General features: G+C 46.3%; 28 protein-coding genes and 2 riboswitches. Of the genes, 17 read left to right on the forward strand and 11 right to left on the reverse strand.

The genetic code is table 11. The features are described 5' to 3' along the window. Positions 1-122 precede the first annotated feature (122 nt). Both sigK and M3202_RS01470 read right to left on the reverse strand, forming a co-directional pair. A complete protein-coding gene (sigK, locus tag M3202_RS01465) occupies positions 123-830 on the reverse strand; it encodes an RNA polymerase sporulation sigma factor SigK (RefSeq protein WP_251221594.1) in 708 nt (235 codons plus the stop codon). A 614-nt stretch (positions 831-1,444) separates the two neighbouring features. Then, entirely contained in the window at positions 1,445-1,867 is a 423-nt protein-coding gene (locus tag M3202_RS01470) for a VOC family protein (protein ID WP_251221595.1), read from the reverse strand. A 133-nt stretch (positions 1,868-2,000) separates the two neighbouring features. Between M3202_RS01470 and M3202_RS01475 the strand changes: the two genes are divergently transcribed. The 4 genes from M3202_RS01475 (at position 2,001) to M3202_RS01490 (ending at position 5,828) form a co-directional block, all read left to right on the forward strand. Further along, a complete protein-coding gene (locus M3202_RS01475) occupies positions 2,001-2,510 on the forward strand; it encodes a hypothetical protein (RefSeq protein ID WP_251221596.1) in 510 nt (169 codons plus the stop codon). Positions 2,511-2,808: 298 nt separating this feature from the next. Then, entirely contained in the window at positions 2,809-4,515 is a 1,707-nt protein-coding gene (locus M3202_RS01480; protein WP_251221597.1) for a methyl-accepting chemotaxis protein, read from the forward strand. 146 nt (positions 4,516-4,661) lie between these two features. After that, on the forward strand, positions 4,662-5,105 hold the full coding sequence (locus M3202_RS01485; protein ID WP_349775594.1) for a MarR family winged helix-turn-helix transcriptional regulator: 444 nt from the start codon (positions 4,662-4,664) through the stop codon (positions 5,103-5,105). A gap of 96 nt (positions 5,106-5,201) precedes the next feature. Then, on the forward strand, positions 5,202-5,828 hold the full coding sequence (locus M3202_RS01490) for an FMN-dependent NADH-azoreductase (protein ID WP_251221599.1): 627 nt from the start codon (positions 5,202-5,204) through the stop codon (positions 5,826-5,828). 125 nt (positions 5,829-5,953) lie between these two features. On the opposite strand, the gene M3202_RS01495 is transcribed toward M3202_RS01490, so the two are convergent. From M3202_RS01495 to M3202_RS01505, 3 genes are all read right to left on the reverse strand, one after another. After that, positions 5,954-6,121, reverse strand: a complete 168-nt coding sequence (locus M3202_RS01495; protein ID WP_251221600.1) for a hypothetical protein — start codon at positions 6,119-6,121, stop codon at positions 5,954-5,956. A gap of 132 nt (positions 6,122-6,253) precedes the next feature. After that, positions 6,254-7,339 carry an N-acetylmuramoyl-L-alanine amidase family protein gene (locus M3202_RS01500; RefSeq protein ID WP_251221601.1) on the reverse strand — a complete coding sequence of 362 codons (1,086 nt, stop codon included), beginning with the start codon at positions 7,337-7,339 and terminating at the stop codon, positions 6,254-6,256. Between the two features lie 210 nt (positions 7,340-7,549). Further along, on the reverse strand, positions 7,550-7,741 hold the full coding sequence (locus M3202_RS01505) for a hypothetical protein (protein ID WP_251221602.1): 192 nt from the start codon (positions 7,739-7,741) through the stop codon (positions 7,550-7,552). 166 nt (positions 7,742-7,907) lie between these two features. Here M3202_RS01505 and M3202_RS01510 point away from each other — a divergent pair, with 166 nt between their 5' ends. Further along, positions 7,908-8,123: a WYL domain-containing protein gene (locus M3202_RS01510; protein WP_251221603.1), complete on the forward strand. Its 216-nt coding sequence runs from the start codon at positions 7,908-7,910 to the stop codon at positions 8,121-8,123. 130 nt (positions 8,124-8,253) lie between these two features. On the opposite strand, the gene M3202_RS01515 is transcribed toward M3202_RS01510, so the two are convergent. After that, positions 8,254-9,195 (reverse strand): substrate-binding domain-containing protein, encoded by a 942-nt coding sequence (locus M3202_RS01515; RefSeq protein WP_251221604.1) that lies wholly within the window; start codon positions 9,193-9,195, stop codon positions 8,254-8,256. A 176-nt stretch (positions 9,196-9,371) separates the two neighbouring features. On the opposite strand from M3202_RS01515, the gene modA reads away from it, so the two are divergent. Then, complete coding sequence (modA, locus tag M3202_RS01520; protein WP_251221605.1) at positions 9,372-10,154, forward strand: molybdate ABC transporter substrate-binding protein; 783 nt, start codon at positions 9,372-9,374, stop codon at positions 10,152-10,154. Position 10,155: 1 nt separating this feature from the next. Continuing rightward, positions 10,156-10,809 carry a molybdate ABC transporter permease subunit gene (modB, locus tag M3202_RS01525; RefSeq protein WP_251221606.1) on the forward strand — a complete coding sequence of 218 codons (654 nt, stop codon included), beginning with the start codon at positions 10,156-10,158 and terminating at the stop codon, positions 10,807-10,809. Between the two features lie 227 nt (positions 10,810-11,036). Here the strand turns inward: modB and sda are convergent, their stop codons facing one another. After that, the gene (sda, locus tag M3202_RS01530; protein ID WP_251221607.1) at positions 11,037-11,201 is read right to left on the reverse strand and encodes a sporulation histidine kinase inhibitor Sda; all 165 of its coding nucleotides are present in this window, start codon (positions 11,199-11,201) and stop codon (positions 11,037-11,039) included. A 279-nt stretch (positions 11,202-11,480) separates the two neighbouring features. Then, positions 11,481-11,627, forward strand: a riboswitch (cyclic di-AMP (ydaO/yuaA leader). 78 nt (positions 11,628-11,705) lie between these two features. On the opposite strand from sda, the gene M3202_RS01535 reads away from it, so the two are divergent. From M3202_RS01535 to M3202_RS01560, 6 genes are all read left to right on the forward strand, one after another. After that, entirely contained in the window at positions 11,706-12,362 is a 657-nt protein-coding gene (locus tag M3202_RS01535; protein WP_251221608.1) for a potassium channel family protein, read from the forward strand. A 133-nt stretch (positions 12,363-12,495) separates the two neighbouring features. Beyond that, positions 12,496-12,684, forward strand: a complete 189-nt coding sequence (locus tag M3202_RS01540) for a hypothetical protein (protein ID WP_251221609.1) — start codon at positions 12,496-12,498, stop codon at positions 12,682-12,684. Between the two features lie 97 nt (positions 12,685-12,781). Next, positions 12,782-13,390 carry an FMN-binding negative transcriptional regulator gene (locus M3202_RS01545; RefSeq protein WP_251221610.1) on the forward strand — a complete coding sequence of 203 codons (609 nt, stop codon included), beginning with the start codon at positions 12,782-12,784 and terminating at the stop codon, positions 13,388-13,390. Between the two features lie 397 nt (positions 13,391-13,787). Further along, positions 13,788-14,747 carry a methyl-accepting chemotaxis protein gene (locus M3202_RS22265; RefSeq protein ID WP_285890054.1) on the forward strand — a complete coding sequence of 320 codons (960 nt, stop codon included), beginning with the start codon at positions 13,788-13,790 and terminating at the stop codon, positions 14,745-14,747. A gap of 143 nt (positions 14,748-14,890) precedes the next feature. Further along, positions 14,891-15,283 (forward strand): YusW family protein, encoded by a 393-nt coding sequence (locus tag M3202_RS01555; protein ID WP_251221611.1) that lies wholly within the window; start codon positions 14,891-14,893, stop codon positions 15,281-15,283. 258 nt (positions 15,284-15,541) lie between these two features. Then, a complete protein-coding gene (locus M3202_RS01560) occupies positions 15,542-16,102 on the forward strand; it encodes an FAD-dependent oxidoreductase (protein WP_251221612.1) in 561 nt (186 codons plus the stop codon). Positions 16,103-16,208: 106 nt separating this feature from the next. Here M3202_RS01560 and M3202_RS01565 read toward each other — a convergent pair whose 3' ends face one another. The 4 genes from M3202_RS01565 to M3202_RS01580 form a co-directional block, all read right to left on the reverse strand. Beyond that, positions 16,209-16,544, reverse strand: coding sequence for a hypothetical protein (locus M3202_RS01565; RefSeq protein ID WP_251221613.1), 336 nt, complete (start codon positions 16,542-16,544; stop codon positions 16,209-16,211). Positions 16,545-16,617: 73 nt separating this feature from the next. Then, a riboswitch (cyclic di-GMP riboswitch) is annotated at positions 16,618-16,704 on the reverse strand. Between the two features lie 261 nt (positions 16,705-16,965). After that, positions 16,966-17,844 (reverse strand): SDR family oxidoreductase, encoded by an 879-nt coding sequence (locus M3202_RS01570; RefSeq protein ID WP_251221614.1) that lies wholly within the window; start codon positions 17,842-17,844, stop codon positions 16,966-16,968. A gap of 361 nt (positions 17,845-18,205) precedes the next feature. Then, on the reverse strand, positions 18,206-19,642 hold the full coding sequence (locus tag M3202_RS01575) for a carbon starvation CstA family protein (protein WP_251221615.1): 1,437 nt from the start codon (positions 19,640-19,642) through the stop codon (positions 18,206-18,208). Between the two features lie 369 nt (positions 19,643-20,011). Next, positions 20,012-20,287 carry an HU family DNA-binding protein gene (locus M3202_RS01580; protein ID WP_144450545.1) on the reverse strand — a complete coding sequence of 92 codons (276 nt, stop codon included), beginning with the start codon at positions 20,285-20,287 and terminating at the stop codon, positions 20,012-20,014. Positions 20,288-20,664: 377 nt separating this feature from the next. On the opposite strand from M3202_RS01580, the gene M3202_RS01585 reads away from it, so the two are divergent. From M3202_RS01585 to M3202_RS01600, 4 genes are all read left to right on the forward strand, one after another. After that, positions 20,665-21,453, forward strand: a complete 789-nt coding sequence (locus M3202_RS01585; protein ID WP_251221616.1) for a phosphatidylserine decarboxylase — start codon at positions 20,665-20,667, stop codon at positions 21,451-21,453. After that, positions 21,450-22,583: a CdaR family transcriptional regulator gene (locus M3202_RS01590; protein WP_251221617.1), complete on the forward strand. Its 1,134-nt coding sequence runs from the start codon at positions 21,450-21,452 to the stop codon at positions 22,581-22,583. The genes M3202_RS01585 and M3202_RS01590 overlap by 4 nt, the downstream gene beginning before the upstream one ends. A gap of 128 nt (positions 22,584-22,711) precedes the next feature. Beyond that, entirely contained in the window at positions 22,712-24,124 is a 1,413-nt protein-coding gene (glcD, locus tag M3202_RS01595) for a glycolate oxidase subunit GlcD (protein ID WP_251221618.1), read from the forward strand. Continuing rightward, on the forward strand, positions 24,121-25,455 hold the full coding sequence (locus tag M3202_RS01600) for a (Fe-S)-binding protein (RefSeq protein ID WP_251221619.1): 1,335 nt from the start codon (positions 24,121-24,123) through the stop codon (positions 25,453-25,455). Before glcD ends, M3202_RS01600 begins: the two co-directional genes overlap by 4 nt. The last annotated feature ends 28 nt before the right edge of the window (positions 25,456-25,483 follow it).

The following is a 25,483-nucleotide window of genomic DNA, read 5'->3' on the forward strand; positions in this document are numbered from 1 at the left end:
GTTTTGGAACGTCATGAAAGAACATCTGGAACTGTATGCGGAAGTGCGTTCCTATAGTCCTCTCAAACAGAGCAAAAATCGAAGAAGAGCGGAACCAAGTTCACCTTTTGCTTCAATTTGCGCTATCCTTTCCCCTGGCTCTGCTTGTAAAACTCATGAAACAGCTTCATCAGCGCCCGCTTTTCAATCCGCGATACATAGCTGCGCGAGATCCCCAATTCCTTAGCGATCTCGCGCTGGGTCCGTTCTTCCTCCAAGTCAAGGCCGAAACGTCCGACAATCACTTCCTTTTCCCGCTCGTCGAGCACATGAATGTATTCATAAATCTGTTTCTTTTCCATCTTCGTCTGAATCACATCAACGATGTCCTCCCCTTCCTCCTGAAGAACGTCGATTAAGGTGATTTCATTTCCTTCCTTGTCCGTCCCAATCGGATCATGGAGGGAGACATCTTTTTTGACTTTTTTTAACGCCCGCAAGTGCATCAGGATTTCATTTTCAATACAACGGGCCGCGTAGGTCGCCAGCTTTGTGCCTTTGCCGTCCGAGTAGCTTTCAATCGCTTTAATAAGGCCGATTGTGCCGATCGAAATTAGATCCTCGGTGTCTTCTCTTGTATTTTCAAACTTTTTGACGATGTGCGCTACTAAGCGCAGATTATGTTCAATCAGCAGATTGCGGGCTTCTGCGTCTCCTTTTTGCATCAGTGTTAAATATTTCCGTTCTTCCTCCTTTTTCAGAGGCTGTGGAAACGCATTGTTTTTGACATAGGAGACGAAAACAATGACTTCTTTAACAAAGTATGAAAGAGCAGCGAGTATGCCAGACACGAAAACACCCCCATTTTGTTCCATACTCCAACCATATGTCGGATTGGGCTCGTTTGTGTCTGTACATGTCAAAAAGATGTTGTACCAGTTCAGTCGTCGCTTAAAAAAAGGGGCACAGCTGCTCGTTTGAAAGGGGAGGAAGGCCAAAGAAAAAGCGGATGTTGTTCAAGCAGAGGCTCGGGGGAAAAGGGGAAGAGGCTTGATAATGAAAACTGAACAGCCGTAATGCCGGCTAAAATAACCAAAAGCGAAAGGGAAGCGACGACAGTACTTTTTAATGAAGCGTGTTCGTCCTGGATGATCGTTATAATGGCGTGAACGTGTGAAAAGATAAAGACAACTGGCCAAATAAACCACATCCACTAAAAAAAATACCTTTTCCTTGCATCAATCCAATAAGCATGTACTCTCACCCATTTATAAATTAGTCATAACAATCATGTGCGGATAGTAAAATATTCCTTTTACAACATATTCTATTCGAAGATTCAGCCACAATAGCGTTTTTTGAGATGGAGAAGGATGCGATTGAACAAAGAGCTTAAGATAAAAATAGAGGGAGGTTGAAAGGTTGTTTTTTTATCCTTTTGACCTGCCTCTTCAACGCTGATCGGTTATTCGATTGTGTCCCATTGTGGATTCCAAACGACTTCCCATAAATGGCCATCGGGGTCTTGGAAATGGCCAGAATAGCCGCCCCAAAACGTGTCATGTGCCGGATCCGTGATCGTCGCACCGGCAGCTTCAGCTTGAACCATCACCTGATCGACCTCGGCTTTGCTATTGACATTATGTCCCAATGTGAATTCAGTGGCGCCCGGTTGAGCTAACGCTACTTTTGCTTCATGAGCGATGTCTTTGCGGTTCCAAATCGCCAGCTTTAAGCCGGGCTGCAAGTCGAAGAACGCCACTGCTCCATGCTCAAATTCTTCGCCGATGATTCCTTCAGTAGGAAGTCCAAGCCCATCGCGGTAAAACTGTAACGCTGTTTCAAGGTGGTCGACTCCTAAAGTAATGACTGTTACTCGTGGCTTCATCTCATACGCCTCCTCGCCATTTTTCTTTATTATACCAATGGCGGCAGTTGAATGGTTGCTGGTGTCAAAATTATGTTGCTGTCCGCTGTTAAAGATTGGATAATGGATTTGTGCAAGTAGAGGAGGGAGATCAATGAAAAAATGGCTTATTGCGATTGGCGGGCTGATTGTGCTGGATGTAGGAGTTGTCATATGGATGAATCAAAACTATTTTTATACTCCATTTTCCTATCCGGATGGGGTCGTTGCTGAGCATACTTATTCATTCAAAGATTTTAAAAAGCCGGTTAGTATTTATGTGGAGAAGCGGGATTTCTCCTCTTCTGACACACCGTATTTGTATTCAAAACGAATGACGGACGAGGAAGTGGTAGGGGAGCTGCTTGGTCATCTGGATCGAGCTAAGGAAGTAGAGGACATGATTGACCCTGACGCTGTTTATGATGAGAGTAGCATTCAATACCGAGTATTTGTGCTCGGAAACCTTTATGAAGGTCGGGACAGACAGTTGTTTGTGATGCACTATGGAGAAGATCAGGACTCCTTTCATATTGAGACTAACCGCTATTTTGAGTTGACGCCGGAATTTAAAAACGAGGTTGGACAAAAGGTTGTTTTTTTAAACCTTTTGCCCAACCTCTAAGCAATGAGCGTAGCCGCCACGATCTTTTAAAGCCCGTTGTGAGTGGGTTTTCTCACAACGGGCTTGTGGCGTGTGAAGCCATTGCCAATAGGTCCAAAGATAGTTTTGTCTCAAGCCTATCAAACGGTTGAATGGAACCCGTGGCCGTAAACTGAATGAGCCGTTTTAGCGGCATGCTGTTTGTCTTTTCCGCACTAAAGAAAAAAATATATGTCATCAATTCGGCTTAGGACCTTATTCTTATCTTATGTGGTATAGTAAGAAAAATAGAACATTTTAATAGTTTGGAGTGGGTAGGATGACATTACGGTTTAAGGTTCTTTTATCTTTCTTTACCGTCGTCGGTTTACTAATTGTCGGAAGTGTTATTTCATTTATAGAACTGCGGGCGATGAATGAGAATACAATGGAGATTTATGAAGATGCTCTGCTGCCGACGGCTGAATTGGTAACGTTGATGAAACTGACCGAAAATACGAGGGGGAATATGCTTGAGGCAGCCTTTAATGAAGATCCGGCGTCAACCGAAAAAGCTCAGCAAAACCTTGAGCTCGTACAGCAGCTAACCGATCAGTACAGCGGCTTTACAATGACAGAACAGAAGCGTGAGGCTTTTACTGACTTTATGGAAAACTGGGCCCGGTTTGAAGATAGGGTTCAACTAAATATCGGCTTAATTAGAGAAGGACGCTATGAGGAAGCACGGGAAGGAATTCAGATCGGCGGGCCACTCTTTCTTGCTGCGACGGCTGATCTGGAAAACATGGCGAACCTTAATCAGGAAAATGCGGACAGGCTAGTAGACGAAAATCAGCGTGATGCTGAACGTTCAGAGCTTCTTATGCTAGTTGTGGCGATTGGGGCGATTATCCTGTCCATCATTATCAGTCTGATGTTCAGCTCTTATTTAACAAGCAACATCAAGAAAGTCGTCAAGCAAATGGAGGCTGTGGCGCAAGGTGATTTAACGGGAAGCGATCTCAAGGTGAAATCGAAAGATGAACTTTCTTTGCTTGCAAACAGCTTAAATAAAATGAAGGAAAGTCTGCATTCCTTAGTGCTGCAAACTAATAAGGCGAGCCAGCAAGTTGCCTCCGCTTCCGAGGAGTTGACGGCAGGGACGCACCAAAGCACGTTATCGATTCAGCAAATGGCCCAAGTATCGCAGGCAACAGCGGAAGGGGCTGAGAATCAGCTGTGGAAAATGAATGAAATTACTGAGTCGATCCGGCAAACGTCCGAAAGTGTGAAGCAGATTGCCTTTCACAGTGATGAGATGTCGGCCTTGTCTGATTACTCACTTGAGAGAACGGAACAAGGGCGGGACACCGTTGAGATGGTTAGTGAACAGATGCGCGCGATCTCGACTGCAACAGATTATACAGCGACATCGATTAAGCAATTATCGGCGAAATCATTGGCGATTGAAGAGATTATGAGTATGATTTCAGCGATTGCCGAGCAGACCAATTTATTAGCGTTGAATGCGGCGATTGAAGCGGCGCGGGCCGGGGAGCATGGCAAAGGATTTGCCGTTGTCGCCGATGAAGTCCGCAAGCTTGCTGAGCAGTCTCAGCAATCAAGCCAGCAAACCGTTACTCTCGTTAAGGAAATTCAGGCGGAAATTGAACAGGCGGTTCTCTCGATGGAAGAGGGGACGCAAACGGTGACGCTCGGCTTGAAAACGGCAGATGAGCTCAATCAATCGTTTGCAGAAATTGCGATCTCGATTGAAGCGGTCCGTGACAAGGTCAACGAAGTGACCGAATCGATTCAGCAAATAACCGAGCAGAGCAATCAAATTGCCCACGCTACTGATGAGGTGAGCCAGATTACAGAAACAACGACGACGGCTATCCAGGAAACATCGGCGGCGACCGAAGAGCAGTATGCGACGCTGGAGGAGATTTCCACTGCCTCAGAAACGCTGGCCAGGCTAGCCGAGGATTTACAAGCATCGATCGATACATTTAAAATAAAACAAACAGAGGCGGCCCGCGTCTAAAGGGCTGTTATAACAGGTGTTTTTGCCAGCTTCGATGGGAATGTTGCAAGTGAGGCTGGCAAAGCTCCTTTTTATTTGACAAAGAGATGCTCTTCTACTATACTTACCAAATGTAAGTGAATTGTTAAGTAACCATTTTGCGGGGGATGCCTTTGAAATTAACATTCAAGGACTATATCAGCATTAAAATTCATAAAACGGATTTAAATTTGACAAGTTATATTAAAGCGAGACTTGATAAGTTTAATCTGGCTCCAGAGCAAAATTTGATTATGATGCTGCTTTGGGAAAGGGATGGCTTGACTCAAAATCAGCTTGCGACGTTCCTTCATAAGGATAAAACGAACATCGCGCGCATGGTTTCAAGCTTGGAACAAAAAGGATTTATCCGGAGAACGCATTGCCCGGATGATCGTCGTTCCTTGGAGCTCTACTTAACACCTTGCGGGAAAAAGCTTGGTGAAAAGGTGATGCCGATTGCGGAGGAGTTTGACAAAACCGTTTGCGAGGGACTGTCGAACGAAGAGCTGGCTGAGTTGGACCGATTGCTTTCCATTATTAACAAGAATGTTACGACTTCAAAAGAGTAGCTGTCTTCGCTTTTTAGTTGCTATGACAACATCACTAAAACAGGAGGTTGCTATAGCGACCGTTAATTACATTGAAATGATGGGGGTTTTATTCAGATGGCAAAGGTATTATTTATTAAGGCAAATTCAAGACCAATCGAGCAAGCAGTAAGCGTAAAGCTTTATCACACGTTTTTAGAAAACTATCAAGCTGCCCACCCAGAGGATGACATTACAGAACTGGATCTTTTTAAGGAAAATTTGCCTTACTATGATGCCGTTAAGATTAATGGAATGTTCAAGCTTGCAAACGGTTTGGAATTAACGAAAGAGGAAGAGGAAGCAACTGCTCTTGTGACAAAGTATCTTGATCAGTTCCTTGCGGCAGATAAAGTTGTTTTTGCTTTTCCATTGTGGAACTTCACCGTACCGGCTGTGCTGCACACCTATTTAGATTACTTGGCGCAAGCAGGAAAAACGTTCCGTTACACGGCTGAAGGTCCGGTAGGTCTTCTTCCTGACAAGAAAGTCGTGCTTCTTAATGCAAGAGGCGGCGTATACTCTGAAGGTCCTGCTCAGGCTGCGGAAATGGCTGTAACTTTCGTTCAGACGATGCTTGGCTTCTGGGGTGTCAAAGATATTAACACAGTGATCATCGAAGGACACAACCAATTCCCGGATGAAGCTGAGAACATTATTCAGGCTGGTCTTGATCAAGCAGCAGCTGTCGCGAAGGAATTTTAAAAAGCTGACTTGAGCGAGCGCAAAAAGGTTTTACCCCTTTTGCGGCATCCGAAGCAGCATCTGCGCAAAGGTTTCAAGCCGGAGGAAACGCTTTTTTCCCTCCTCCGGCCGAAGCGCAGTAGGACTTAGGATTGACGGATATTCTGCTCTTCTTTTCGCTGTGCTAGTTGCTGCTGCGGTGGAAAATAGGGGTAAGGACAATAAACAGCAACGTTTTCCGGCTTGGCGATCCAGCCGTTTTTCAATTGTATTTCTCCGAAAGCGCTTTCAATTTTCTGGCCGTCATAATGCATGATAATCCCCCTTTCATATAAGTAATGGAAATGCGTTGATGCTTTCTATTTACCCTATGCGTCAAATTATGAAACGAGACATTGAAAAAAGGAGTTATCCGTGGCCTCATGCCAGATAACTCCTTTTTTCGCTTAATTCATTTTCTGGACAGCGCGTTTAACGGCCTCCCCAAGGGCTACATGGTAAGACGGGGATTGCAGCAAAGCGAGATCCTCTTCATTTGACAGATAACCAGCTTCTATGAGAAATGCAGGGACGGTCGTGTTGCGGAGAACATAAAAGTCCGATTGATAGAGGCCGCGCAGACCGCTCCCGTTTACAGCTTGCAGTTCTTGATTCAAGATCGTCGCCAGCTCCTGTGAGCCATAATAATGGGTTTCCAGTCCTTTAATCGTCCGGTTGTAATGACTGTTTGCATGGACGCTAATAAACAGGTCGGCATTTGCCCGGATCGCGCTCAACACCCGCTCTTCCAGACTGACAAAAGAATCCGTCGTCCTCGTCATATCGACTGTAAATCCGCCTTCCTCCAGCGCTTTCTGAATTTGTAAGGCGATTTCTAAATTAAGATCCTTTTCATAGGTTGTTCCGAGAATCGCACCCGGATCACTTCCACCATGCCCCGGATCAATCATCACTTTTTGAATCGGACCGGACGAGCGGTCTGACTCAGTTGAAGCGATCTGCAGCGCAGGAGCGTGCTGGCTGGCGAGGTAAATCTCACTGACGTACCCAATCTGTCCATTGTAGCTGATTTGCGCCCAATCGTAAGGAAGAGGCGTATAATCGACTGCTTGTCCAGCGTGCAACTGACCAATGATCGCGGCTGATCTGCCTGGCTCAGAGCGGACGAGCAAAGTGTCGGCTGTTACGGTTCCTGCCTGATTTGCCGCTGACTTCGATGAAGCGGCTTGTTCACCGTTTGAGCGTGGCTGCTCTGTACCCTCACTAATATAGTCAAGGCTGACAAATCCCATCCTGCCTTTGTATGTAATCTGCGCCCAGCCATTGGTGTGTGAGATGTACTCAATTTTTTCACCAGGATTTAATTTGCCGATAATATTTCCTTGCTGACCAGGCTGCTCTCTTACTAATAACGAAGAATCGGATGTCACGGTACCCCATTTCGCTCCTTCAGCGCCCGCAAAAGAAGGTGATAGAGCGAACATGAAAAAAAGAATCAGAATAAAAGCTGTCCTTCTATGAAACTGTGTCACATGGCTTCAATCCTTCCTAGTTTAATAGCTTTGCCGTCTGGTCGTGCCTAGTTAACATTTTACAATTGAAGCAACGTCTGGTTCAACGAAAAATATGGGTTTTATCCGAAGACAATACGAAGGTATGAGTTTGCCTTTAAACTGTAAAAATAGTAGGTAGAATCGGTTCAGCCGAAAGATTCAGCAGGCTGGAAAGTCGAAGCTACGGACTCATTCTGCTGTCATCGAGATTTTTTTGATACCAATATGGATACAGGAGAATGATAACTCTCTCCTCATCCAGCCATTTACGCCGGTTATTTCCTGAAAAGAACCGTCATCCCAATAAACAAGGCGTAGCATCAGGCTCTGGCACAATCCGTCCACCACCGTAAATTCAGCATCATCCGCGAGCTTTCTCATATAGCGATTTTCCTGGCGTATTCTTGTATTACTTCACCGGTGTCCTCCTTGCAAGTGTCGTCATCTTACTCCGATTATGCGCGAACGTGCATTCGTACAAAAGTCTTGAAATCGGAATGTATGTTCGTATATAATGAAAACAAACTTACTTGAGGAGAGAGCCAACATGCGTCTTAAACGGATATTGGAGCAGAGCATCGAAAAGAACGAACGCATTCAAATCATATATATGGCGGCAAATGGAGAGTTATCGCAAAGGGATGTGACTGTAAAAGCGTTTAATGAAACGCATGTCATTGGATACTGCCATTACCGCAGGCAAACACGGATGTTTAAACGGGACAATATTTTAGCAGCAGCGGGGAAGAAGGAGACGGGATAGGGGGAGGGGCCCATCGCTGGAGGCCCTGAAATCGTAACTCGAAAAGCGGCCGGTTCGCTCTGCCAAGCAAGCAGAAAAACAACACCTGCATGCTTTGGCAGACTTCTCAGGCTCAGAACAAAACAAGCTCTTATGTTTCATACATCACTTGGCCGGTAAGCGTAAGATCATAATCGCCGATCGACTGAATTTCTCTTTGAAACGTCTCTGACTGCAAAATAGCGAGAGTCTGAGCGATCAATGGCTGGTTTTCCGGCTTCTTAAGAAGAACGAGGTCATATCGTTCCTGGATAAGCGGAATGAAGCCTGTACCGACGATCTTTGCGGCTTTTTCAATCCCAACGCCGACATCGGCTCTGTTGCTGCGTACGGCCCCGGCAACGCCGAGATGGCTTGTCTCCTCCTGATCATAGCCGGTAAGATCCCTTCCCTTCACCCCGAGTAAACGCAGCTGCTCATCAAGCAGAACGCGGGCGCCGGCCCCTTTTTCCCGATTAATCAGCCGCAGACCGGGCTTTTTTAAATCATCCCACGATTGAATATTTTTCGGGTTGCCGCCCGGCACGTATAATCCGGCCTGACGTCTGATCAGATTGACGACAAGATAGTCATGGCCCGTTAAAACGCGTTTAACGTACGGAATATTATATTCTCCACTTTCTCCATCATACAAATGCACGCTGACGATATCGCATTCTTCTTTAAAAAGCGAGAACAAGCTGTTCAAGCTGCCGACATAGGAGCGCAAAGGGCGAAATTTTTCCTCGCGTCCTTCAAGGTATTTCGCCAAAATATCAAGACTCATATCCTGGCCGCTAATAATAATCGAGTTATCGGCGGTAGAAGATAGTGGAGCGCTTTGACTTTCGCCTGGCGGAGGTGGTGTCGCCTCGCGCGTTTCGCCTCTTTTCGTCCGGGATTTGAAAAGCTCTAAATCCCTGGCGTCGATTCTCATTTGCTTGCCGACGCGAAAAGCCGGCAGTTTTTCTTTTTTTATCAGATCATAAACGGTTAGCTTCGAGACTTTCAGCAAGCGAGCAACCTCTTCTGTTGTGTATGAATGATCGTCCATTTATTCCCCTCCTGCATTTGATCTCAAACAGTGGTTTTTAATCATTGTAATAGAAAAAAAGGAAAAATAAAAATTAAATTAGATATATCTATTTATAACTAATTATATCTTATGATAAGATAAATCTATCATTTTAATTAATGTAGTATAAATAAACATAGCTGGGAGTGAATGTAGTGGATTTCTTGAAGAGCAAAAAAGTTTTTACATATGGCATGATTCTTCTTATCACCATCCTGTTTGCTGGCTGCTCGTCGCCATCAAATGAAGCTGGTGAGGAAGTAGAATTGCATATCATGACAGCTGCAAGTATGACAGATGCCATGAATGAACTCAAGCAGATGTATGAAGGTGCGCATGAGCATGTCACTTTGGTGCCGAACTATGGTTCATCCGGGACTTTAAAGTCGCAAATTGCCCAAGGAGCGCCTGCCGATGTGTTCTTATCGGCTGCCGTCAGATGGATTGATGAATTGGAGGAGGAAGGGGAGATTGCGCAGCGGGCTGATTTGCTGCGCAATGAACTCGTTCTTGTTACGGCGGAAGACTCAGATCTTGCAGTGACACAGTTTGAAGATCTTCTGCAGGAGGAAGTTCACCAGGTCGCGATCGGTGAGCCGGAAACGGTTCCAGCCGGGGAGTACGCCAGGCAGGTGTTGGAAGAGCTCGGGATCTATGAAGAGCTTTCGGACAAACTAATACACGGAAGTGACGTCCGGCAAGTATTAACCTATGTCGAGACAGGGAATGTCGATGCAGGAATGGTTTACCAAACGGATGCTATTTTGTCTGATCAGGTGAAAATTGTCGCTGAGGCGGAAACAGCGGAACCAATTATGTATCCGGTCGGCTTGCTCGAAGGCGCAGATCACCCTGAAGAAGCAGAGCGTTTCTACCAATGGTTGCAAACTGAGGAAGCGCTAGCCATCTTTGAAAAATACGGGTTCACAGGTATCTGATATGGGAGCTGGCTTTTGGTCTCCGGTTATTGTTTCCTTGCAGGTCGTCAGTGTGGCGAGCGTCATTGCCTTTCTTCTCGCCATGTTGGCTTCCTGGTTTATGACGAGAAAATCGTTTAAAGGAAAAGTGGTTGTTGAAACGATTTTGATGCTGCCGCTCGTTCTGCCTCCTACGGTGATTGGCTTTGGCCTTCTCGTTTTACTCGGACGGCAAAGCTGGATCGGCCGCGCATTTGAATGGCTATTTTCTCAACCACTTGTCTTCTCTTATTGGGCTGCCGTCACTGCCGCGGTTGTGGTAGCCTTTCCGCTTGTCTATCAAATGCTGCAAAATGGTTTTGAAGGGGTCGACCGTGAATTAGAACAGGCTGCGCGACAAATGGGGGCGAAGGAATATCAGCTGTTCTGGTATGTGACATTACCGTTGGCATGGCGCGCGGTCGTAACCGGATTTATGCTCGGTTTTGCCCGCGGGTTGGGAGAATTCGGAGCGACATTAATGTTTGCTGGTAATATTCCTGGACGCACGCAAACGATGTCAACGGCTATATTCGTGGCCGTTGAGTCCGGTCACATGATGCTTGCTTATTATTGGGTAGGATCGATTATGGTCTTTTCCTTCTTCTTGCTACTATTTGTTCAGCGACTTAAGTAGGGAGAGAGCGAATGCTAAAAGTGCCATGACGCGACTGTTGTGGCGCTTTATCGCCATGCCAAAAAAATGAGAGCGCTTGCAATTTTGCAGAATGTAAGTAAAATAGATAGTATAGACCTTGGTTAGGGGATGGTAATCATTGAATAGTAACGTGCTCAAGGGATTTTTTTCTATGAAACTGGAAAGAAATTTGACGATTGACGAAATGAAACTGATTGAATGGATATCTAAACGCGAGGGCGAGATGAAGAAAGGGCTGAAAAAGACGTGTTAAATAGATCTCTTCTAATCAGTTCTTTTTTTAGTAATAAGAGAAAGTCTTCATTGACATTTAATTCAATCGCCCGAAAATAAGCTTCTATTATTGTTTCATTATCTAAATGTCTCAGCATAGCTCTTTCACCTCACATTTTATGTCAACTTTTTTATCACCACACAATTGTAAATTTTATAATATTTATTTGAAATTTACTAGAACTCTATCTGTATGTAATAGAAATGTAATATATGATGTTATAACGTGTGGATCCCCGCCAAAAGCTGCTCCTGTTTTTACTGTACATATCCAAGCGGTGTTTTTCGCGTCCTTTCTTATTTTATCTATTGGCAATTGACAATTAAGAGTGAGAGGAGTACATTTAAGAACGTAAAAAAACTAAATAACCTGAACACCTTTTTAGTCGCTGAATCTAGAGAGCGGGGGAACCAAATTCGATGGAATAGTTTTCTATCATGGGGTGAATCTTATTGATATAAGAAGGGATACTCTCAATCCCTAATCCGACAGCTAACCTCGTAAGCGTTATGTAACCGGGAGAAAGGTCCAGGTTTTCGCTGGGACCATTCTGTTCGTGATGGTCTTTTTTGGTGTCTGGTAGAGGAAAGGAACAACAAGAATGAAAAAACAATTTGCTGTAATTGGACTAGGACGATTCGGAACGAGCGTATGCAAGGAATTATACAAATTAGGTCATGAAGTGCTGGCAATTGATCATCAGGAAGAAAAGGTGAATGATATCACCCCATATTCGACGCACAGTGTCATTGCCAATGGAACCGATGAAAAGGCCTTGCAGTCATTGGGAATACGGAATTTTGATTATGTTATTGTCGCGATTGGCGACGATATTCAATCAAGTATTCTCACGACCTTGCTGTTAAAGGAGCTCGGGGTGAAAAAGGTGTGGGTAAAAGCACAAAATTATTATCATCAGCGGGTGCTGGAGAAAATTGGCGCGGATCGGATTGTTCATCCTGAGCAGGATATGGGGATTCGCCTTGCGCAGCACATTACGTCAGAAAAAATCATCGACTACATCGAGCTGTCCGCTGATTACAGCATTGTCGAATTGCTGGCAACGGAGAAAGTGGCCGGGAAGTCATTGGTTGAGTTGAATGTCCGGGCGTTATACGGTTGCACGATCCTCGGAATCAAGCGCGGGGAAGAGATTAATATTGCGCCTGTACCGACAGATCAGGTGGAAAAAGACGATGTCCTGATCGTGATTGGCCATAAAAATGATTTGAAGCGGTTTGAAGATGAGGGATTGTAATCATTGTGTAGTTGATGTTGGTAATAGAAGCGGTTTACTACTGATGCTTTTGCACTAATTGTCGGAGCAGGGGCAGGTTCTTGCAGGGAGCTTCCACTTCATGTCGAATGGGTAAGGTAAGGGAGTGATGCTGATGAATGATGTCAAGTATGTCGCGAAGCGTTCAAAGCGCCCTGATGGCTGGTATGCCGAAGTGATTAGAGAAGTAAATGGTGTTGCGGAAAAAGTGTTTGAAAAAAAATGTCTAAATGAAGATGTAGCAGCGGGAATTGCCGGATATGAAGTGAAAAGGCGGCTGCAAAACAGGCGTCTCGTCCATTAAAAAAGCCCTTCTCGGGGCTTTTTTATTTGCTGGCAGGGAGCGGCTGCCCTTAAATCGAATAGGTAAGAAGAAACAGATAGAGAGGAGCTATTCCTTGATGTATATTCCTTCGCACTTTACGATTTCCGATGAAGCGGTGATCGTAAAAATGATAAGAGAGCATAGTTTTGCGACGCTTTTTTCCCAGCATAACGGAATGCCTTTTGCCACTCATTTGCCCCTGCTTCTCGATCAAGAGAACAGCCGTTTATATGGGCATTTCGCCCGCCCGAATCCCCAATGGAGAGATATTGAAGGACAGACGGTTCTGGCGGTTTTTCATGGACCTCATTGCTATATTTCCCCCTCCTGGTATGAAACGAATAAAGCTGTTCCGACATGGAATTATGTCACCGTTCATGTGTATGGAGAAGTAGAGCTTGTTGAAGAGGAAGATGAGCTGGCTGATTCATTACAAAGAATGGTTTCAACATTTGAAGCTCCTGACAGTTCTTATCGCTTACAGGATGTCGATCCCTCGTTTCTCGCGAATATGAACAAAGGCGTTCAAGGATTTACCATAAAAATAAACAAGCTGGAAGGGAAGGCGAAGCTAAGTCAAAACCATCCGATTGACCGGCAAAAACGAGTCATAACCGAATTGAAAAAAAGTTCACGGGAAGATGAGCAGCGCATCGCCCTGCTCATGCAAAAAAATTTGCCCTGATGCTTCCATTTTGCTTGGAAACCGATGTAGACAGGCTGCTGAAAAAGTGAAACGATCCCTTTTTCAGCAGCCTCTTTTTACTTTGATTTGTATTGTTTGCGGCCCCAAATGATCAGGGCAATGCAAATAAACACGAGAACCCCGACGGTGAGAATGAGGAGTACATACGGTGGAGAAGTCAGCATCAGTATCATCCTTTATAGTCATTTTGTTATGCCTAGTATGAAACGATTTTCGCAATTTATGCTCGTTTTTCTACAAAAAATTCGGGAGAAAATCTGCGTATTTTCTGTTATTTTGTAAAAATATGATATAATTTTGAATACAAAGTCGTGAACCTAAACGAGTGTATGATAGAATCTATTTAGGAGAATCATATTTTTTAGGAGGAAAAACGATGTTTAAAGGCGCAAGGGAAGCAAAGGCATTAAGAAATGAAGTCGAGCAGCTGAAAAAGCAGCTTGCGGAAGCAGAAAGAATCAACAAGGAAAAAGAAGAGCATTTTCATCAATCGGCGAAAGAACTGCACGACAACCTTTTACATATTATTGAACAGCATGAACTCGTTAACGGTCAGCACGATGTATTAGGCAATTTGGTGGAAGAGATCAAAAGAAAATTCGAACGCGTGAATGAGCTAAGTGAACAAACGAATTCAAACTCGCTCTCACTTCATGAAAAAGGCGGTATTTTGATTACTTCGACGAATGAAGTGGTAGCCGAAGCGACAGAGGGAAAGAAACGCGTGAGCGAAGTGGAGAAAGTTGTCCAAACGTTGAGTGAGCAGCTCGCAGCGACATCTTCACAGATGAATCAATTAAGCTTGCAATCTCAGGAAATTGAAAACATCGTGCAAATCATTAAAGAAATTGCCGATCAGACAAATTTGCTGGCGTTGAATGCTTCGATTGAAGCGGCAAGAGCAGGAGAGCACGGAAAGGGCTTCGCGATTGTAGCGGAGGAAGTAAGAAAGCTGGCAGAAAATACGGGGAAGAGCACGGATACGATTAATTCCCTGACGAAGACGATTCAGCACGAAATTAAAGACTCGCTCCACTCCATCACGGAAAGCACGGAACTGGTGCATGAAGGGATCGGTATGAGCACGAAAACGACCGAAAAAATCGATGCGGTCCTCTCTCATATTAAAGCCGTCCAAGCCGAGGTTCACGAAGTGTTGGAAACGATCTCCGGACAAAAAGAATATACCGGGGAGGTTATGGAAGAAATTACAGGGACGGCCCGTTTATTTGAGGATGCCAACGAGTTAATTGTTCAGCATATTGATGACGCGAAACGGGTAGACGAGAAATTAGAAAAAGGCATTGAACAGTTCCGCGAAATTGAAGAAGCATAACTAGATATGAATGAAAGCCGGGGGCTGGACAAAAGGTTGCTTTTTACCTTTTGTCCAGCCCCTTACAAGTCAGTTTTTTTGCATAGTTTTCACAAAGGGGGAAATAGTATCGATGAATTACTAATTAGGAAGGGATGATAAGCATGAAATTGAGATGGGTCACAATGGCTTTTGTGTTGCTGCTTTGTTTGACTGCTTTTGCAACAGGAGGACTGGCCGCAACGGAGGTTGCCGATTTTGAACTGGAGCTGGAACTAAAAAGCAACGCTAAATATGATATTGAGTATGAGAGCAAAGCAGGCCGGATCGAAGCGAAATACCAAGCACCGGGGGAAGCTGTCCTTACCGGCGAGGAGGCGGCGCCGAAAGCAAAAGCATTTATCGATGCGCTCGCTTTAACGCCTGACATCACTGAGCAGCAGGTGATCGATCAGGTGCTTTCGCAGTTGAACGTCAATCAAGCCGAAGTGGCCGAGCTGGATATTGACGTTGAGTTTGCTGATGGAAAGAAACTCGACATTGAGGTTAAAGGCTGATTTCCTCGCAGTGTGCCTTCGACAATAAGAGAGCAAAGGCTTCTATGGAACGGATTTATTCTATAGAGGCTTTTTTAAAGATCGAATAACAAACGTACGTTCTTGTGTGGGGGAGATGGAAAGAGAGGAAGGTGATTTTCATGGTCGAATAAACAGGCTGCCGGCTGAGGAAACGGTGGCGCCGCAGAGGATATTATTTATACTATTTCCAACATTCTGTTATAATGAAAGCGAATCCAAAAGAAGGAGGACTGTGCAATGTTTGATATTGCTATTATTGGAGCAGGACCTGCCGGAGCAAGCGCTGCTATTTTTGCGGCAAAGGCGGGAAAGAAGACTTTATTAGCAGATAGTGATAAAAGCATGACGAAGCGGGCATGGGTGGAAAATCATTACGGAGTCATGGAGACGACGGGTCCTGATCTGCTTGCTGTCGGGAAAAAACAGGCTGAAAAGTTCGGTGCGGAGATGGTCACGGGTACTGTCGAAGCGATTGAGAAGCAGGAAGAGGGCTTTCTGATCAAAACGGACAGCGGCAGCTATGAAAGCAACCAGGTCATTTTCGCAACGGGGGCCTTAGTCGATCTCGCCGAAAAGATCGGAGTCGAAACGACAGAAGGAACAGAACCGCGGATCAAGAAAATTATCAAGGCAGGGCCGGACGGGAAAACCAATGTAGATGGAATTTGGGCAGCCGGGACGTGCGCCGGGGTGAGCGTACATACGATTATTACTGCCGGTGATGGAGCCAAAACCGCGATTAACGTCATCAGTGAACTAAATGGCGAGCGCTATGTGGATCACGACCTGCTTAAATAAGAAAAGTATACTGCCATTAGTAGAGGCTGGGCCAAAGGTGGTTTTTGTTTACCTTTTTCCCAGCCTTTAAAGCTAATTTTGTCTCAGGGAAATAGAAGACAAGGACTTAGCAAATCGGGTTCTTGTCTTTTTGAAGCGCTTTAAAATGGGATAAGCGCTTTTCTGCCTGGTCGTAATCGCGGTCCTTTGCTTGCAGAAAGTAAAAATACGTTCTGTCAGATGACTGTTTTTTCAACAAATTAAAGAGATGAGGTTTTTTATGGGCTATGACTGTTACAACTTCAGCGGCAGGCCAGAGCCGGCTATAGTCCGGATGATCTACTAGAATTTTCAGAAAATTTTTATAAGCAAAAAACGAATTTGCTTCATCCGGATATTCTTGTAAGAGCTTGTCAAAATATTTCAGCAATGCGCTGAGTTCCGATTCATTATGCTTCATCATTCCAATAGCTCCTTACATCTTAATGCTGCCTCAAAAAATCCTGGTTGCGAAAAAGAAAAAAGGAGTTATTGATTAAGGCAGCTGGCTGACATCGGATTTTACTCCATTAGTCCCTTTAGCTTTGCGTCCTTACTTTTCAGTAAGTTTGCCATTATCTTATGAAAAGGAAAAGTCTAGTAGTTCTTTTGATATAATAATAGAATTTATTTTCGAAAAAATCTATAGTTTCGACAAAAAAAAACAATCCCTTCTATCGAATATGAACTATTGATTGTATATATTGATAGTATTTGGCACAAAAGTGAGTCTAAATGACCTTTTTTAATCGAGTCGACAGGAAAAAACGGATGAAGAGGGCAATTGAAAAGAAAAAGGAGACCTCAGCTGGCGCTTTCGAGATCTCCGCGATAGATCGTAACGATTATCCGTTTATAATTTCCCCGCCGTTGACATGGAGCACTTGTCCGGAGACATAGGAGGAATCATCGGACGCTAAGTAGACATAGCTCGGAGCAAGCTCCGCCGGTTGTCCGGGGCGTCCCATCGGACTGTCTGTCCCGAATGTTGTCACCTGCTTTGCCGGAAAAGAGGCCGGGATCAGCGGCGTCCAAATCGGCCCGGGAGCGACCGCATTAACGCGGATTCCTTTAGAGACGAGGTTTTCGGAGAGAGAGCGGGTCAGGGCGACGATCGCTCCTTTTGTTGCGGCATAATCCATCAGTACCGGCATGCCGCGGTAGGCGGTAATGGAAGCGGTATTGATGATTGTACTGCCTTCTTTTAAGTGAGGCATGGCTGCTTTAATGAAATGAAAAATCGAGAAAATATTAGTCTTAAACGTACGCTCCATTTGCGCGGTGCTAATGTCTTCGATTTTTTCCTGGAAGTGCTGCTCTGCCGCGTTGTTAATCAGGCAGTCAAGCTTGCCGTATTGCTCGATTGTTTGGGTGACAGCCTGTTGGCAAAATTGTTCATCGCCGACATCTCCGGCAATGAGCAGGCAGGAGCGGCCATAGCCCTCGACGGCGGCCTTTGTTTGATTTGCATCCTCATGCTCGTCAAGATAAACAATCGCCAGATCGGCACCTTCTTTCGCACAGGCAATCGCCGCGGCCCGACCGATTCCGCTGTCTCCGCCAGTCAGGAGAATAACTTTATTCAGCAGCTTGCCGCTGCCTTTATAGTTTCGGTCGTCATAAACAGGAGCAGGTGTCATCTCATGCTCGAATCCTGGCTGCCGCTCCTGCTCCTGAGCTGGCTGCCCCTCCTTCTGCAAACTGTGAACCTTACGATAGTCCATTGTTCATCACTCCTCTTCATCATTACCCTTAGAATGTCTTATAAGAGGATAAATAACCGAAAATAAAAGAGATAAACGTAGGACTGGAACAAAAGATTGTTTTTTATCTTTTGTTCCAGTCCTTACGCAATGAGCGGAGCCGCCACGATCTTTTAAAGTCCGGGGTGAGTGGGTTTCTCACCACGGACTTGTGGCGAGTGCAGCCATTGCCAATAGGTCGAAGCTGGTCTTGTGATCAACCTCCAAAAGCCCCGTCAAGCCGTTGCCGGGTTTTAAAGGTTAGGCCGAGTGGGTTTCTCGACCTGACCGAGCAACGAGCAGAGCGGGTTAAAAGGGCGAACTTCCCTTTTTTGAGCGGCTGTTACGCTGCTGTTTGGCTGGAGTTGTTAGCCGAATGGCGGTGCGCCAAAAGGATTTTCCGGGCATACCAGCAGGCTGTTAGAAGCGTAATCGCGCCGCCGATGAGCAAGGAAAGCTGATAAGGCAAGGCAAAGCCTTCTGGGGCATAGAAGATGTATGTGGAAACGACGCCGGTCATAAAGAGAGCCGGCACGCCACAGAGCCAATGCCATTTTCCCTCCCGAAGCAAATACATCGCTCCCGTCCAAAGCATGACCGTTGCGACAAGCTGGTTCGTCGCTCCGACATAGCGCCAGAGGAAGGAGTAGTCAATTGTCGCCAGGTAGACCGTTGGGATCGCCACAGGAATTAAAGCGAGCAGGATCCCTTTTCTGCCGGTCCCCTTCATCAATTTGCCGAGCAGTTCAGCGAGCATCATTCGGGACGAACGCAAGGCGGTGTCTCCAGTTGTAATTGGCAGAATAATAACCCCGAGAATGGCCAGGATTCCGCCTAATGTACCAAGAAGGCTCGTTGAAATTTCATTGACAACCCCGCTTGGTCCACCGGCAGCCAGCGCTTCCTGCAAACCGCCGGTGTTGCCGAAGAACGTCATTCCGGCAGCCGCCCAAATTAAGGCAATCACCCCTTCGAGCACCATCGCGCCATAAAAGACTTTCCGCCCGTCTGATTCACGCTTTAAGGTCCGAGCGATAATCGGGCTCTGTGTACTGTGAAAGCCGGAAATGGCGCCACAGGAAATCGTCACCATGAGCAGAGGCCAGATCGGCAGCTCTTCGGGATGAAGATTTTGCAGCGTCAGATTCGGGATCGAATGATCAGAAAACAATAATGCAACGCCGATTGCCGCCGCCATGAACAGCAAAATCGCGCCAAGAAACGGATAAATTCTGCCAATGATTCGATTGATCGGCAAAACAGCCGCAGCGATAAAATATAAAAAAATAACAGCTAATGCGACAGAAAATGACAGTGGCGTAATCTGTGCGATCAGTTGGGCGGGTCCCGCTGTAAAGGCAGCTGCAACGAGGATCATCAGCACAATCGAGACAATATTAATGATACGGCGCATCCCGTCACCTAAATAACGGCCAACAAGCGAAGGGAATTGAGCGCCATTGTGCCGAAGGGAAAGCATTCCTGAGAAGTAATCATGCACGGCGCCGGCGAACAGGCAGCCGATGACAATCCAAATAAAAGCGACAGGGCCGTATAAAGCGCCGGAGACAGCGCCGAAAATCGGGCCCAGACCGGCGATATTTAACAGTTGAATCAGGTTTCCTTTCCACCAGCTCATCGGAGCATAGTCGATAGGATCTTGATTTGTATAAGCAGGGGTAGGGGTCTCGTCATTGATGCCAAACACACGCTCAACGACTTTAGAGTACACGAGATACCCTACCACTAATAGAATAATAGAAGCGAGAAACGTGACCATAATAGAATCCTCCAATTTTTCTGAAAAATGAACAGTAATAGTATTGTAACGATATCTGACAAACAGTGCAATGCTATTTCAGAAAAAAGAAAGAGTGACAAAAATAAAAACGCTTACAAATAAATAGAAGCGTTTTCACGAAACTAATATTATATAAATAAAGCAAAAAATGCCTGTTTTGAAGCTCTGCAGTTTTTTAGGCGGAGTGTTCATAAGTGTTAAGCCAAATAAAAAGCAGCGGTTCCATCCTGCACAACACAGCGGACAGGGGAGAATTGCTCCCTGTTCGCCAGCTATGTACAGGTGTTACTCGCTGCTTCAGGATGTGTTCAAGGAAAGAGCCTTACCACATCTCATCCGGTGTAAGCCTTATTCGTTTACTGCGTCTTTTAATTGCTTACCAGGCTTGAATGCCGGGTTCTTTGTAGCAGGGATTTCAATTTCCTGCCCAGTTTGCGGGTTGCGACCTTTACGAGCAGAACGCTCACGTACTTCAAAGCTACCGAAGCCAACAAGCTGCACTTTGCCACCTTCAACAAGTGCGTTTGTGATGCTGTCGAATACTGCGTCTACTGCTTTTGACGCATCCTTTTTAGAAAGGTCTGCCTGCTCAGAAACTGCATTAATTAGATCTGTTTTGTTCACGAAAAAAACTCCCTTTCATACCTTGTTTTGAAAAATACTCCTTATAATTTGAAGAAGTATTTATTCTTCGTTTTTTTATAGCTTACTCTTATGTAGATAAACTATAAAGCGCCGCAACTAAATTTACTCATGAAAGCCTTGTAGTGTCAAGCCTTTGAATAGAAATTAAAGCATTTTAACCCATAATTTTCACGCTTTTTGACATTTGAGGGGGTTTTTTGCGATTATTAAAGGTAGCAAACCGAAAATAGGTTCCATATATTTCAAATTAATAGACCGCTAAATAACGATCTGACCTGATCGCTAGAAAGAATCTAGTTGTTTGTGATACATTTTAGTATGATTACCTAACCCCGTCATAGAAAGTGGAGGACAATGTGAAGAAACTGTTTTATCAAGCATGTATCGAACTGACGAATCATCGTTTATTATCAAGGATTCTACGTGCATTTTCGCGTTCTAAAATAAGTCGTCGTCTGATCCCGTCGTTTATTAAAACGTATCAGCTGAACGAAAAGGAAATGGGACGGCCGGTTTCTGAATACACCCATCTCCATGATCTGTTCATTCGGACGTTAAAGCCAGGGGCGCGGCCGGTTGATCCTGACCCTAAAAGCGTGATCAGTCCTGTCGACGGAGCGATTGCCCAGGCTGGTCAGCTGGAGGAGAACACAAGCTTTTCTGTGAAAGGACAAATGTATACGGTTGCCGAAATGCTTGGCGGCCAGGAGGAGGCGGCCCGGTATCGCGACGGGCTTTACATCATCTTATATTTAAGCCCGAAGGATTATCATCGCATTCACAGTCCTGTCGATGGGCTGGTGAGGAAGCAATGGTCGTTGGGCGGCCGGTCCTATCCTGTTAATGAAGCAGGTTTGCGTTATGGCAGGAGGCCGCTCTCAAGGAATTATCGTATGATCACAGAGCTGCAGGTCACAGACAAGCATCTGGCCATCGTCAAGGTCGGGGCGATGAACATTAATACGATTGAATGGACCCATCGGTCAACTGAGATTAAGAAGGGGGACGAGATCGCTTATTTTTCTTTCGGCTCGACGGTCGTTCTGCTGGCTGAAAAGGGATTGCTCGATCCGGACAGCGTGGCTGATGCCGGCAGCATTCAAATGGGAGCAAGGCTGGCGATGAAGGAGGAAAGCGACCGATGAGACTGCTAACCCATGTCGCCCAACGAATCGTCAATGAAGTCAACCAAGTCCTCTCCGAAGAAGTAATTGTGATGAATCGGGAAGGGACGATCATCGCCGCAAGTGACCGGAGTCGGATCGGCTCCTTTCATCAGGGTGGAAAAGAAGTGATCATGACAGAGCAGAAGCTGCTTATCACCGAAAAAGAAACCGAGCGCTTACAAGGCGTGAAGGTTGGTCTTAATTTGCCGATCCGCTTCCAGCAAAAGGTGATCGGCGCTGTTGGCATTACCGGCTCGAAATCGGGCGCGGCTTTGCACGGGGAGCTGATCCAGCGGCTGACGGAATTAATCATTGAAGAGGCCTACGCAGCGGAGAAGCTTGACTCTGAGCTGCGCGGACTAGAAACATTTGTCTATGAATGGTTGCATACAGAGACGGTGACAGCCGAGCTGCAGGATCGCGGCTATATTCTCGGTATTGAAATGAGCGAAGCGCGTTACTGTGTACTGTTGCAGCTCTGGCAGCAGCAGGAGGAAGCATTGGAGCCGGGTGTTGAAATTGATGTGCTGGAAACGATCCGCTCTGTTTTTCCGAATGAACAAAAGGATGTTCTCGTCCGCTGGGGGAGAGGGCGGTTTGCCCTGCTTGCTTCCGCCAAACAGCATAGTCGTCACGGCCTTGCGCAGGAGCTGGTAACCTTAGCACGCAAAATAAAGGAAAAATACCATCTCGGCTTACGGGCCGGAATCAGCCGCCAGCAGCCTGACCCGCTGCAGATGAACCTCGCCTACCGTGAAGCCCAGCAGGCGCTGGCGGTCAAAAAGGCGGAAGAGCCGATTATTTTCTACGATACGTTTATTCTTGAGGTCGTGCTCGCGGAAGCGAAGCCGGAAACGAGGCAGCATATCATCGACAAAGCTCTTGGACAGCTTCAGGCGGAAACAGAATTAATTGAGACGTTACAGGCGTACTTCGCCCATCAGCTTTCCATCAAGGAAACGGCAACTGCCTTGCATATTCATATTAATACTCTTCATTACAGACTGAAACGAATTCAAGAGCTGTCTGGCTGTCAGTTAAAGGAAACGAAGGATCTCGTCGCGCTTTTTATCGCATTATGGTACTATAAAGAGCAATCAATTAGATAATAATACAATGAAATGTTTAGTAACCGCTTTATTTTTGTGTCTTTGAACATAGAAGAGGCGGTTCTTTTTCTTTATAATACAGGTATAACCATTCAAGCTGCTTTGCTTGATCAAGGGAGAGTGAAGAAATGCTGCAGGAAGAAGTCAAACAGAAGCTGATCGACATTGTCGGAGAAACGAATGTGCTCGATTCAGAAGAGGATCTTGTCGTTTATTCCTATGATGCGACGCCGAATTTTCAGGCGATGCCGGATGCGGTCGTGAAACCGAGAGATAAATATGAAATTCAGAAGATTGTGAAAGTGTGCAACGAATATAAAGTGCCGATCGTACCGCGCGGATCGGGTACGAATCTTTGCGCCGGAACCTGTCCGCTTGAAGGCGGAATTGTTCTGCTATTCACTTATATGAACAATATTTTGGAAATTGACGAGGATAATTTGACGGTCACGGTTCAACCGGGTGTAATTACGCTCAATTTAATTGAGGCGGTGGAGGAGAAGGGGCTTTTTTACCCGCCGGATCCCAGCTCAATGAAAATCTCGACGATTGGGGGCAACATTAACGAAAACTCAGGCGGACTGCGCGGACTGAAATATGGCGTGACACGTGATTATGTGATGGGCTTGGAGTTTGTCCTGCCAAATGGCGAGCTGATCCGGACAGGAGGGAAGCTGGCAAAGGATGTCGCTGGCTATGACTTTACCCGTCTGATGGTCGGCGCTGAAGGCACGTTGGGAATCATCACAGAAGCGACGTTGAAGTTGATCCCGATTCCAGAGACGAAGAAGACGATGCTCGCTCTGTTTGACAGCCTGGAGGGAGCCGGGGAAGCGGTTTCGGCGATTATTTCCAATAAGATCATTCCGGCAACGCTTGAGTTTCTCGATCAGGGGACGCTGGAAGTCGTCGAGGAGTTCGCCAAGATCGGCCTGCCGACCAATGTAGGGGCGGTGCTGTTAATTGAGCAGGACGGGCCGCTGGAGGTCGTCGAGCGCGATATAGAACGAATTGTCGCGATTTGTGAGCAGTCTCATGCGCTTTCCGTGCAGGTCGCGCAAACACCGGAGGAAGGGCTGGCCCTTACGACGGCGCGCCGTTCTGCGCTATCCGCTCTTGCCCGCAAGAAGCCGACGACCATTCTTGAGGATGCGACTGTGCCGCGCTCGAAGGTGGCGGAGATGGTCAGGGCGATTAATGAGATCGCTGAGAAATATGAGGTGGAAATTTGTACGTTCGGACATGCGGGCGACGGCAACCTCCATCCAACCTGTATGACCGATGCCCGCAATGAAGAGGAGATCCATCGTGTCGAAGAAGCGTTTGCAGAAATTTTTGCCAAGGCGATTGAGCTTGGCGGGACGATTACGGGTGAACACGGAGTCGGCGTGATGAAATCTCCGTATTTGGCCTGGAAGCTCGGGGAGGAAGGCGTGGAGGCGATGAAGACGTTGAAGCTCGCTTTTGATCCGAATAATATTATGAATCCTGGAAAAATGTTCGCCAAGGAGACAAAGAAACGGGTGGTGGTGCAACGATGACGACGAAGCAGGAAGAAACGGTAAAAGCGTTTCAGGAACGGATGGACTACGATGAACTGATGAATTGTATGAGATGCGGCTTTTGTTTGCCAGCGTGTCCAACGTATGGAGAAACCGATCAAAATGAAGCGGCTTCCCCGCGCGGCAGAATTGCCTTGATGAAGGCTGTTGTCGACGGCAAGAAGGCCCCTGACGAGGATTTTGAGCGTCAGCTTAATCTATGTCTCGGATGCCGCGCCTGTGAGCCTGCGTGCCCGTCAGGCGTGAAATACGGCCATCTGCTCGAAGAGGCGCGCGATATTTTAAATGAGCATAAAAAGCAAAGCCTGCCCGCCAGGATGCTGCGTAAAACGGTGTTTGACGGTTTGTTTCCTCATCAAAGCCGGATGCGCTCGGTGAACAATATGCTCTGGCTCTATCAAAAGAGCGGGCTGCAAAAGGTGGTCAGAGGAACGAAGCTGCTGAACATCATGCCTGGAGAAATGGCGACAATGGAAAGGGTGCTGCCGGAGATCGCTTCACCAAAGGAGCTGAAAAATCGTCCGCGGCATATTAAACCGGCCGGAACGGTGAAAAAGAAAGTCGCATTCTTTTCCGGCTGTCTGATGGATACAATGTTTATGAAAACAAATGATTCGACGTTATATTTGCTGGAGAAAGCAGGCTGTGAGGTTGTGATCCCGCAGTCGCAAAATTGTTGCGGGGCGCTGCACGCTCATTCCGGTGAAAAGGAAACGGCGAAGGAGCTGGCCAAAAAGAATATTCGCGCATTTGAAGAAGAGCAGGTCGATTATATTATTTCCAATGCAGGCGGCTGTGGCGCGCTGTTAGTGGAATATGATCATCTTCTTGGCGATGATCCGGAGTGGAAGGAAAGAGCGCAGCATTTTGCTGGAAAGGTGAAAGATATTTCGACGGTGTTACTGGAGCTGGGGCTGCCGGCGATGAAGCTGCCAGAGCAGGTCGTCACCTACCAGGATTCCTGTCATTTGCGCAATGTGATGGGAGGAGCGGCTTCCCCGCGGACGCTGTTAAAGCAAATTGAAGGCGTCACCTTCCGGGAAATGAAGGAAGCCGACCGCTGCTGCGGCTCAGCAGGGATCTACAACATCGTCCAGCCGGAGATGTCGATGCAAATCATCGACCATAAAATGGTCCATGCCAAGGCGACAGAAGCGACGACAATCGTCACGGCCAATCCAGGGTGTCTGCTGCAAATGAAGGTCGGAATTGAGCGTGAAGGGCTGTCAGACAGCGTCAAAGCGGTTCATATTGTGGATTTGCTCGCTGCAGCGGTCCGAGAGGCGGAAAAGGAAGCAGAGCCTGTGTAGAGAGGAAAAGAAACATACTAACATTAGG

The organism is Halalkalibacter oceani (assembly GCF_023715605.1).
In the GTDB taxonomy this organism is placed as follows: domain Bacteria; phylum Bacillota; class Bacilli; order Bacillales; family Bacillaceae_D; genus Halalkalibacter; species Halalkalibacter oceani.

What these genes read in the sequence shown, in the direction of transcription:
- M3202_RS01565 (WP_251221613.1), bottom strand. Translation starts at nt 16,544, where the DNA reads ATGATGAAGCATAATGAATCGGAACTCAGCGCATTGCTGAAATATTTT.
- M3202_RS01600 (WP_251221619.1), top strand. Translation starts at nt 24,121, where the DNA reads ATGACGACGAAGCAGGAAGAAACGGTAAAAGCGTTTCAGGAACGGATG.
- M3202_RS01470 (WP_251221595.1), bottom strand. Translation starts at nt 1,867, where the DNA reads ATGAAGCCACGAGTAACAGTCATTACTTTAGGAGTCGACCACCTTGAA.
- M3202_RS01575 (WP_251221615.1), bottom strand. Translation starts at nt 19,642, where the DNA reads ATGGTCACGTTTCTCGCTTCTATTATTCTATTAGTGGTAGGGTATCTC.
- M3202_RS01540 (WP_251221609.1), top strand. Translation starts at nt 12,496, where the DNA reads ATGAATGATGTCAAGTATGTCGCGAAGCGTTCAAAGCGCCCTGATGGC.
- M3202_RS01570 (WP_251221614.1), bottom strand. Translation starts at nt 17,844, where the DNA reads ATGGACTATCGTAAGGTTCACAGTTTGCAGAAGGAGGGGCAGCCAGCT.
- sda (WP_251221607.1), bottom strand. Translation starts at nt 11,201, where the DNA reads ATGCTGAGACATTTAGATAATGAAACAATAATAGAAGCTTATTTTCGG.
- modB (WP_251221606.1), top strand. Translation starts at nt 10,156, where the DNA reads ATGGGAGCTGGCTTTTGGTCTCCGGTTATTGTTTCCTTGCAGGTCGTC.
- M3202_RS01545 (WP_251221610.1), top strand. Translation starts at nt 12,782, where the DNA reads ATGTATATTCCTTCGCACTTTACGATTTCCGATGAAGCGGTGATCGTA.
- M3202_RS01515 (WP_251221604.1), bottom strand. Translation starts at nt 9,195, where the DNA reads ATGGACGATCATTCATACACAACAGAAGAGGTTGCTCGCTTGCTGAAA.
- M3202_RS01510 (WP_251221603.1), top strand. Translation starts at nt 7,908, where the DNA reads ATGCGTCTTAAACGGATATTGGAGCAGAGCATCGAAAAGAACGAACGC.
- M3202_RS22265 (WP_285890054.1), top strand. Translation starts at nt 13,788, where the DNA reads ATGTTTAAAGGCGCAAGGGAAGCAAAGGCATTAAGAAATGAAGTCGAG.
- M3202_RS01535 (WP_251221608.1), top strand. Translation starts at nt 11,706, where the DNA reads ATGAAAAAACAATTTGCTGTAATTGGACTAGGACGATTCGGAACGAGC.
- M3202_RS01505 (WP_251221602.1), bottom strand. Translation starts at nt 7,741, where the DNA reads ATGAGAAAGCTCGCGGATGATGCTGAATTTACGGTGGTGGACGGATTG.
- glcD (WP_251221618.1), top strand. Translation starts at nt 22,712, where the DNA reads ATGCTGCAGGAAGAAGTCAAACAGAAGCTGATCGACATTGTCGGAGAA.
- M3202_RS01495 (WP_251221600.1), bottom strand. Translation starts at nt 6,121, where the DNA reads ATGCATTATGACGGCCAGAAAATTGAAAGCGCTTTCGGAGAAATACAA.
- M3202_RS01555 (WP_251221611.1), top strand. Translation starts at nt 14,891, where the DNA reads ATGAAATTGAGATGGGTCACAATGGCTTTTGTGTTGCTGCTTTGTTTG.
- M3202_RS01480 (WP_251221597.1), top strand. Translation starts at nt 2,809, where the DNA reads ATGACATTACGGTTTAAGGTTCTTTTATCTTTCTTTACCGTCGTCGGT.
- M3202_RS01485 (WP_349775594.1), top strand. Translation starts at nt 4,662, where the DNA reads ATGCCTTTGAAATTAACATTCAAGGACTATATCAGCATTAAAATTCAT.
- M3202_RS01490 (WP_251221599.1), top strand. Translation starts at nt 5,202, where the DNA reads ATGGCAAAGGTATTATTTATTAAGGCAAATTCAAGACCAATCGAGCAA.
- M3202_RS01475 (WP_251221596.1), top strand. Translation starts at nt 2,001, where the DNA reads ATGAAAAAATGGCTTATTGCGATTGGCGGGCTGATTGTGCTGGATGTA.
- M3202_RS01560 (WP_251221612.1), top strand. Translation starts at nt 15,542, where the DNA reads ATGTTTGATATTGCTATTATTGGAGCAGGACCTGCCGGAGCAAGCGCT.
- M3202_RS01590 (WP_251221617.1), top strand. Translation starts at nt 21,450, where the DNA reads ATGAGACTGCTAACCCATGTCGCCCAACGAATCGTCAATGAAGTCAAC.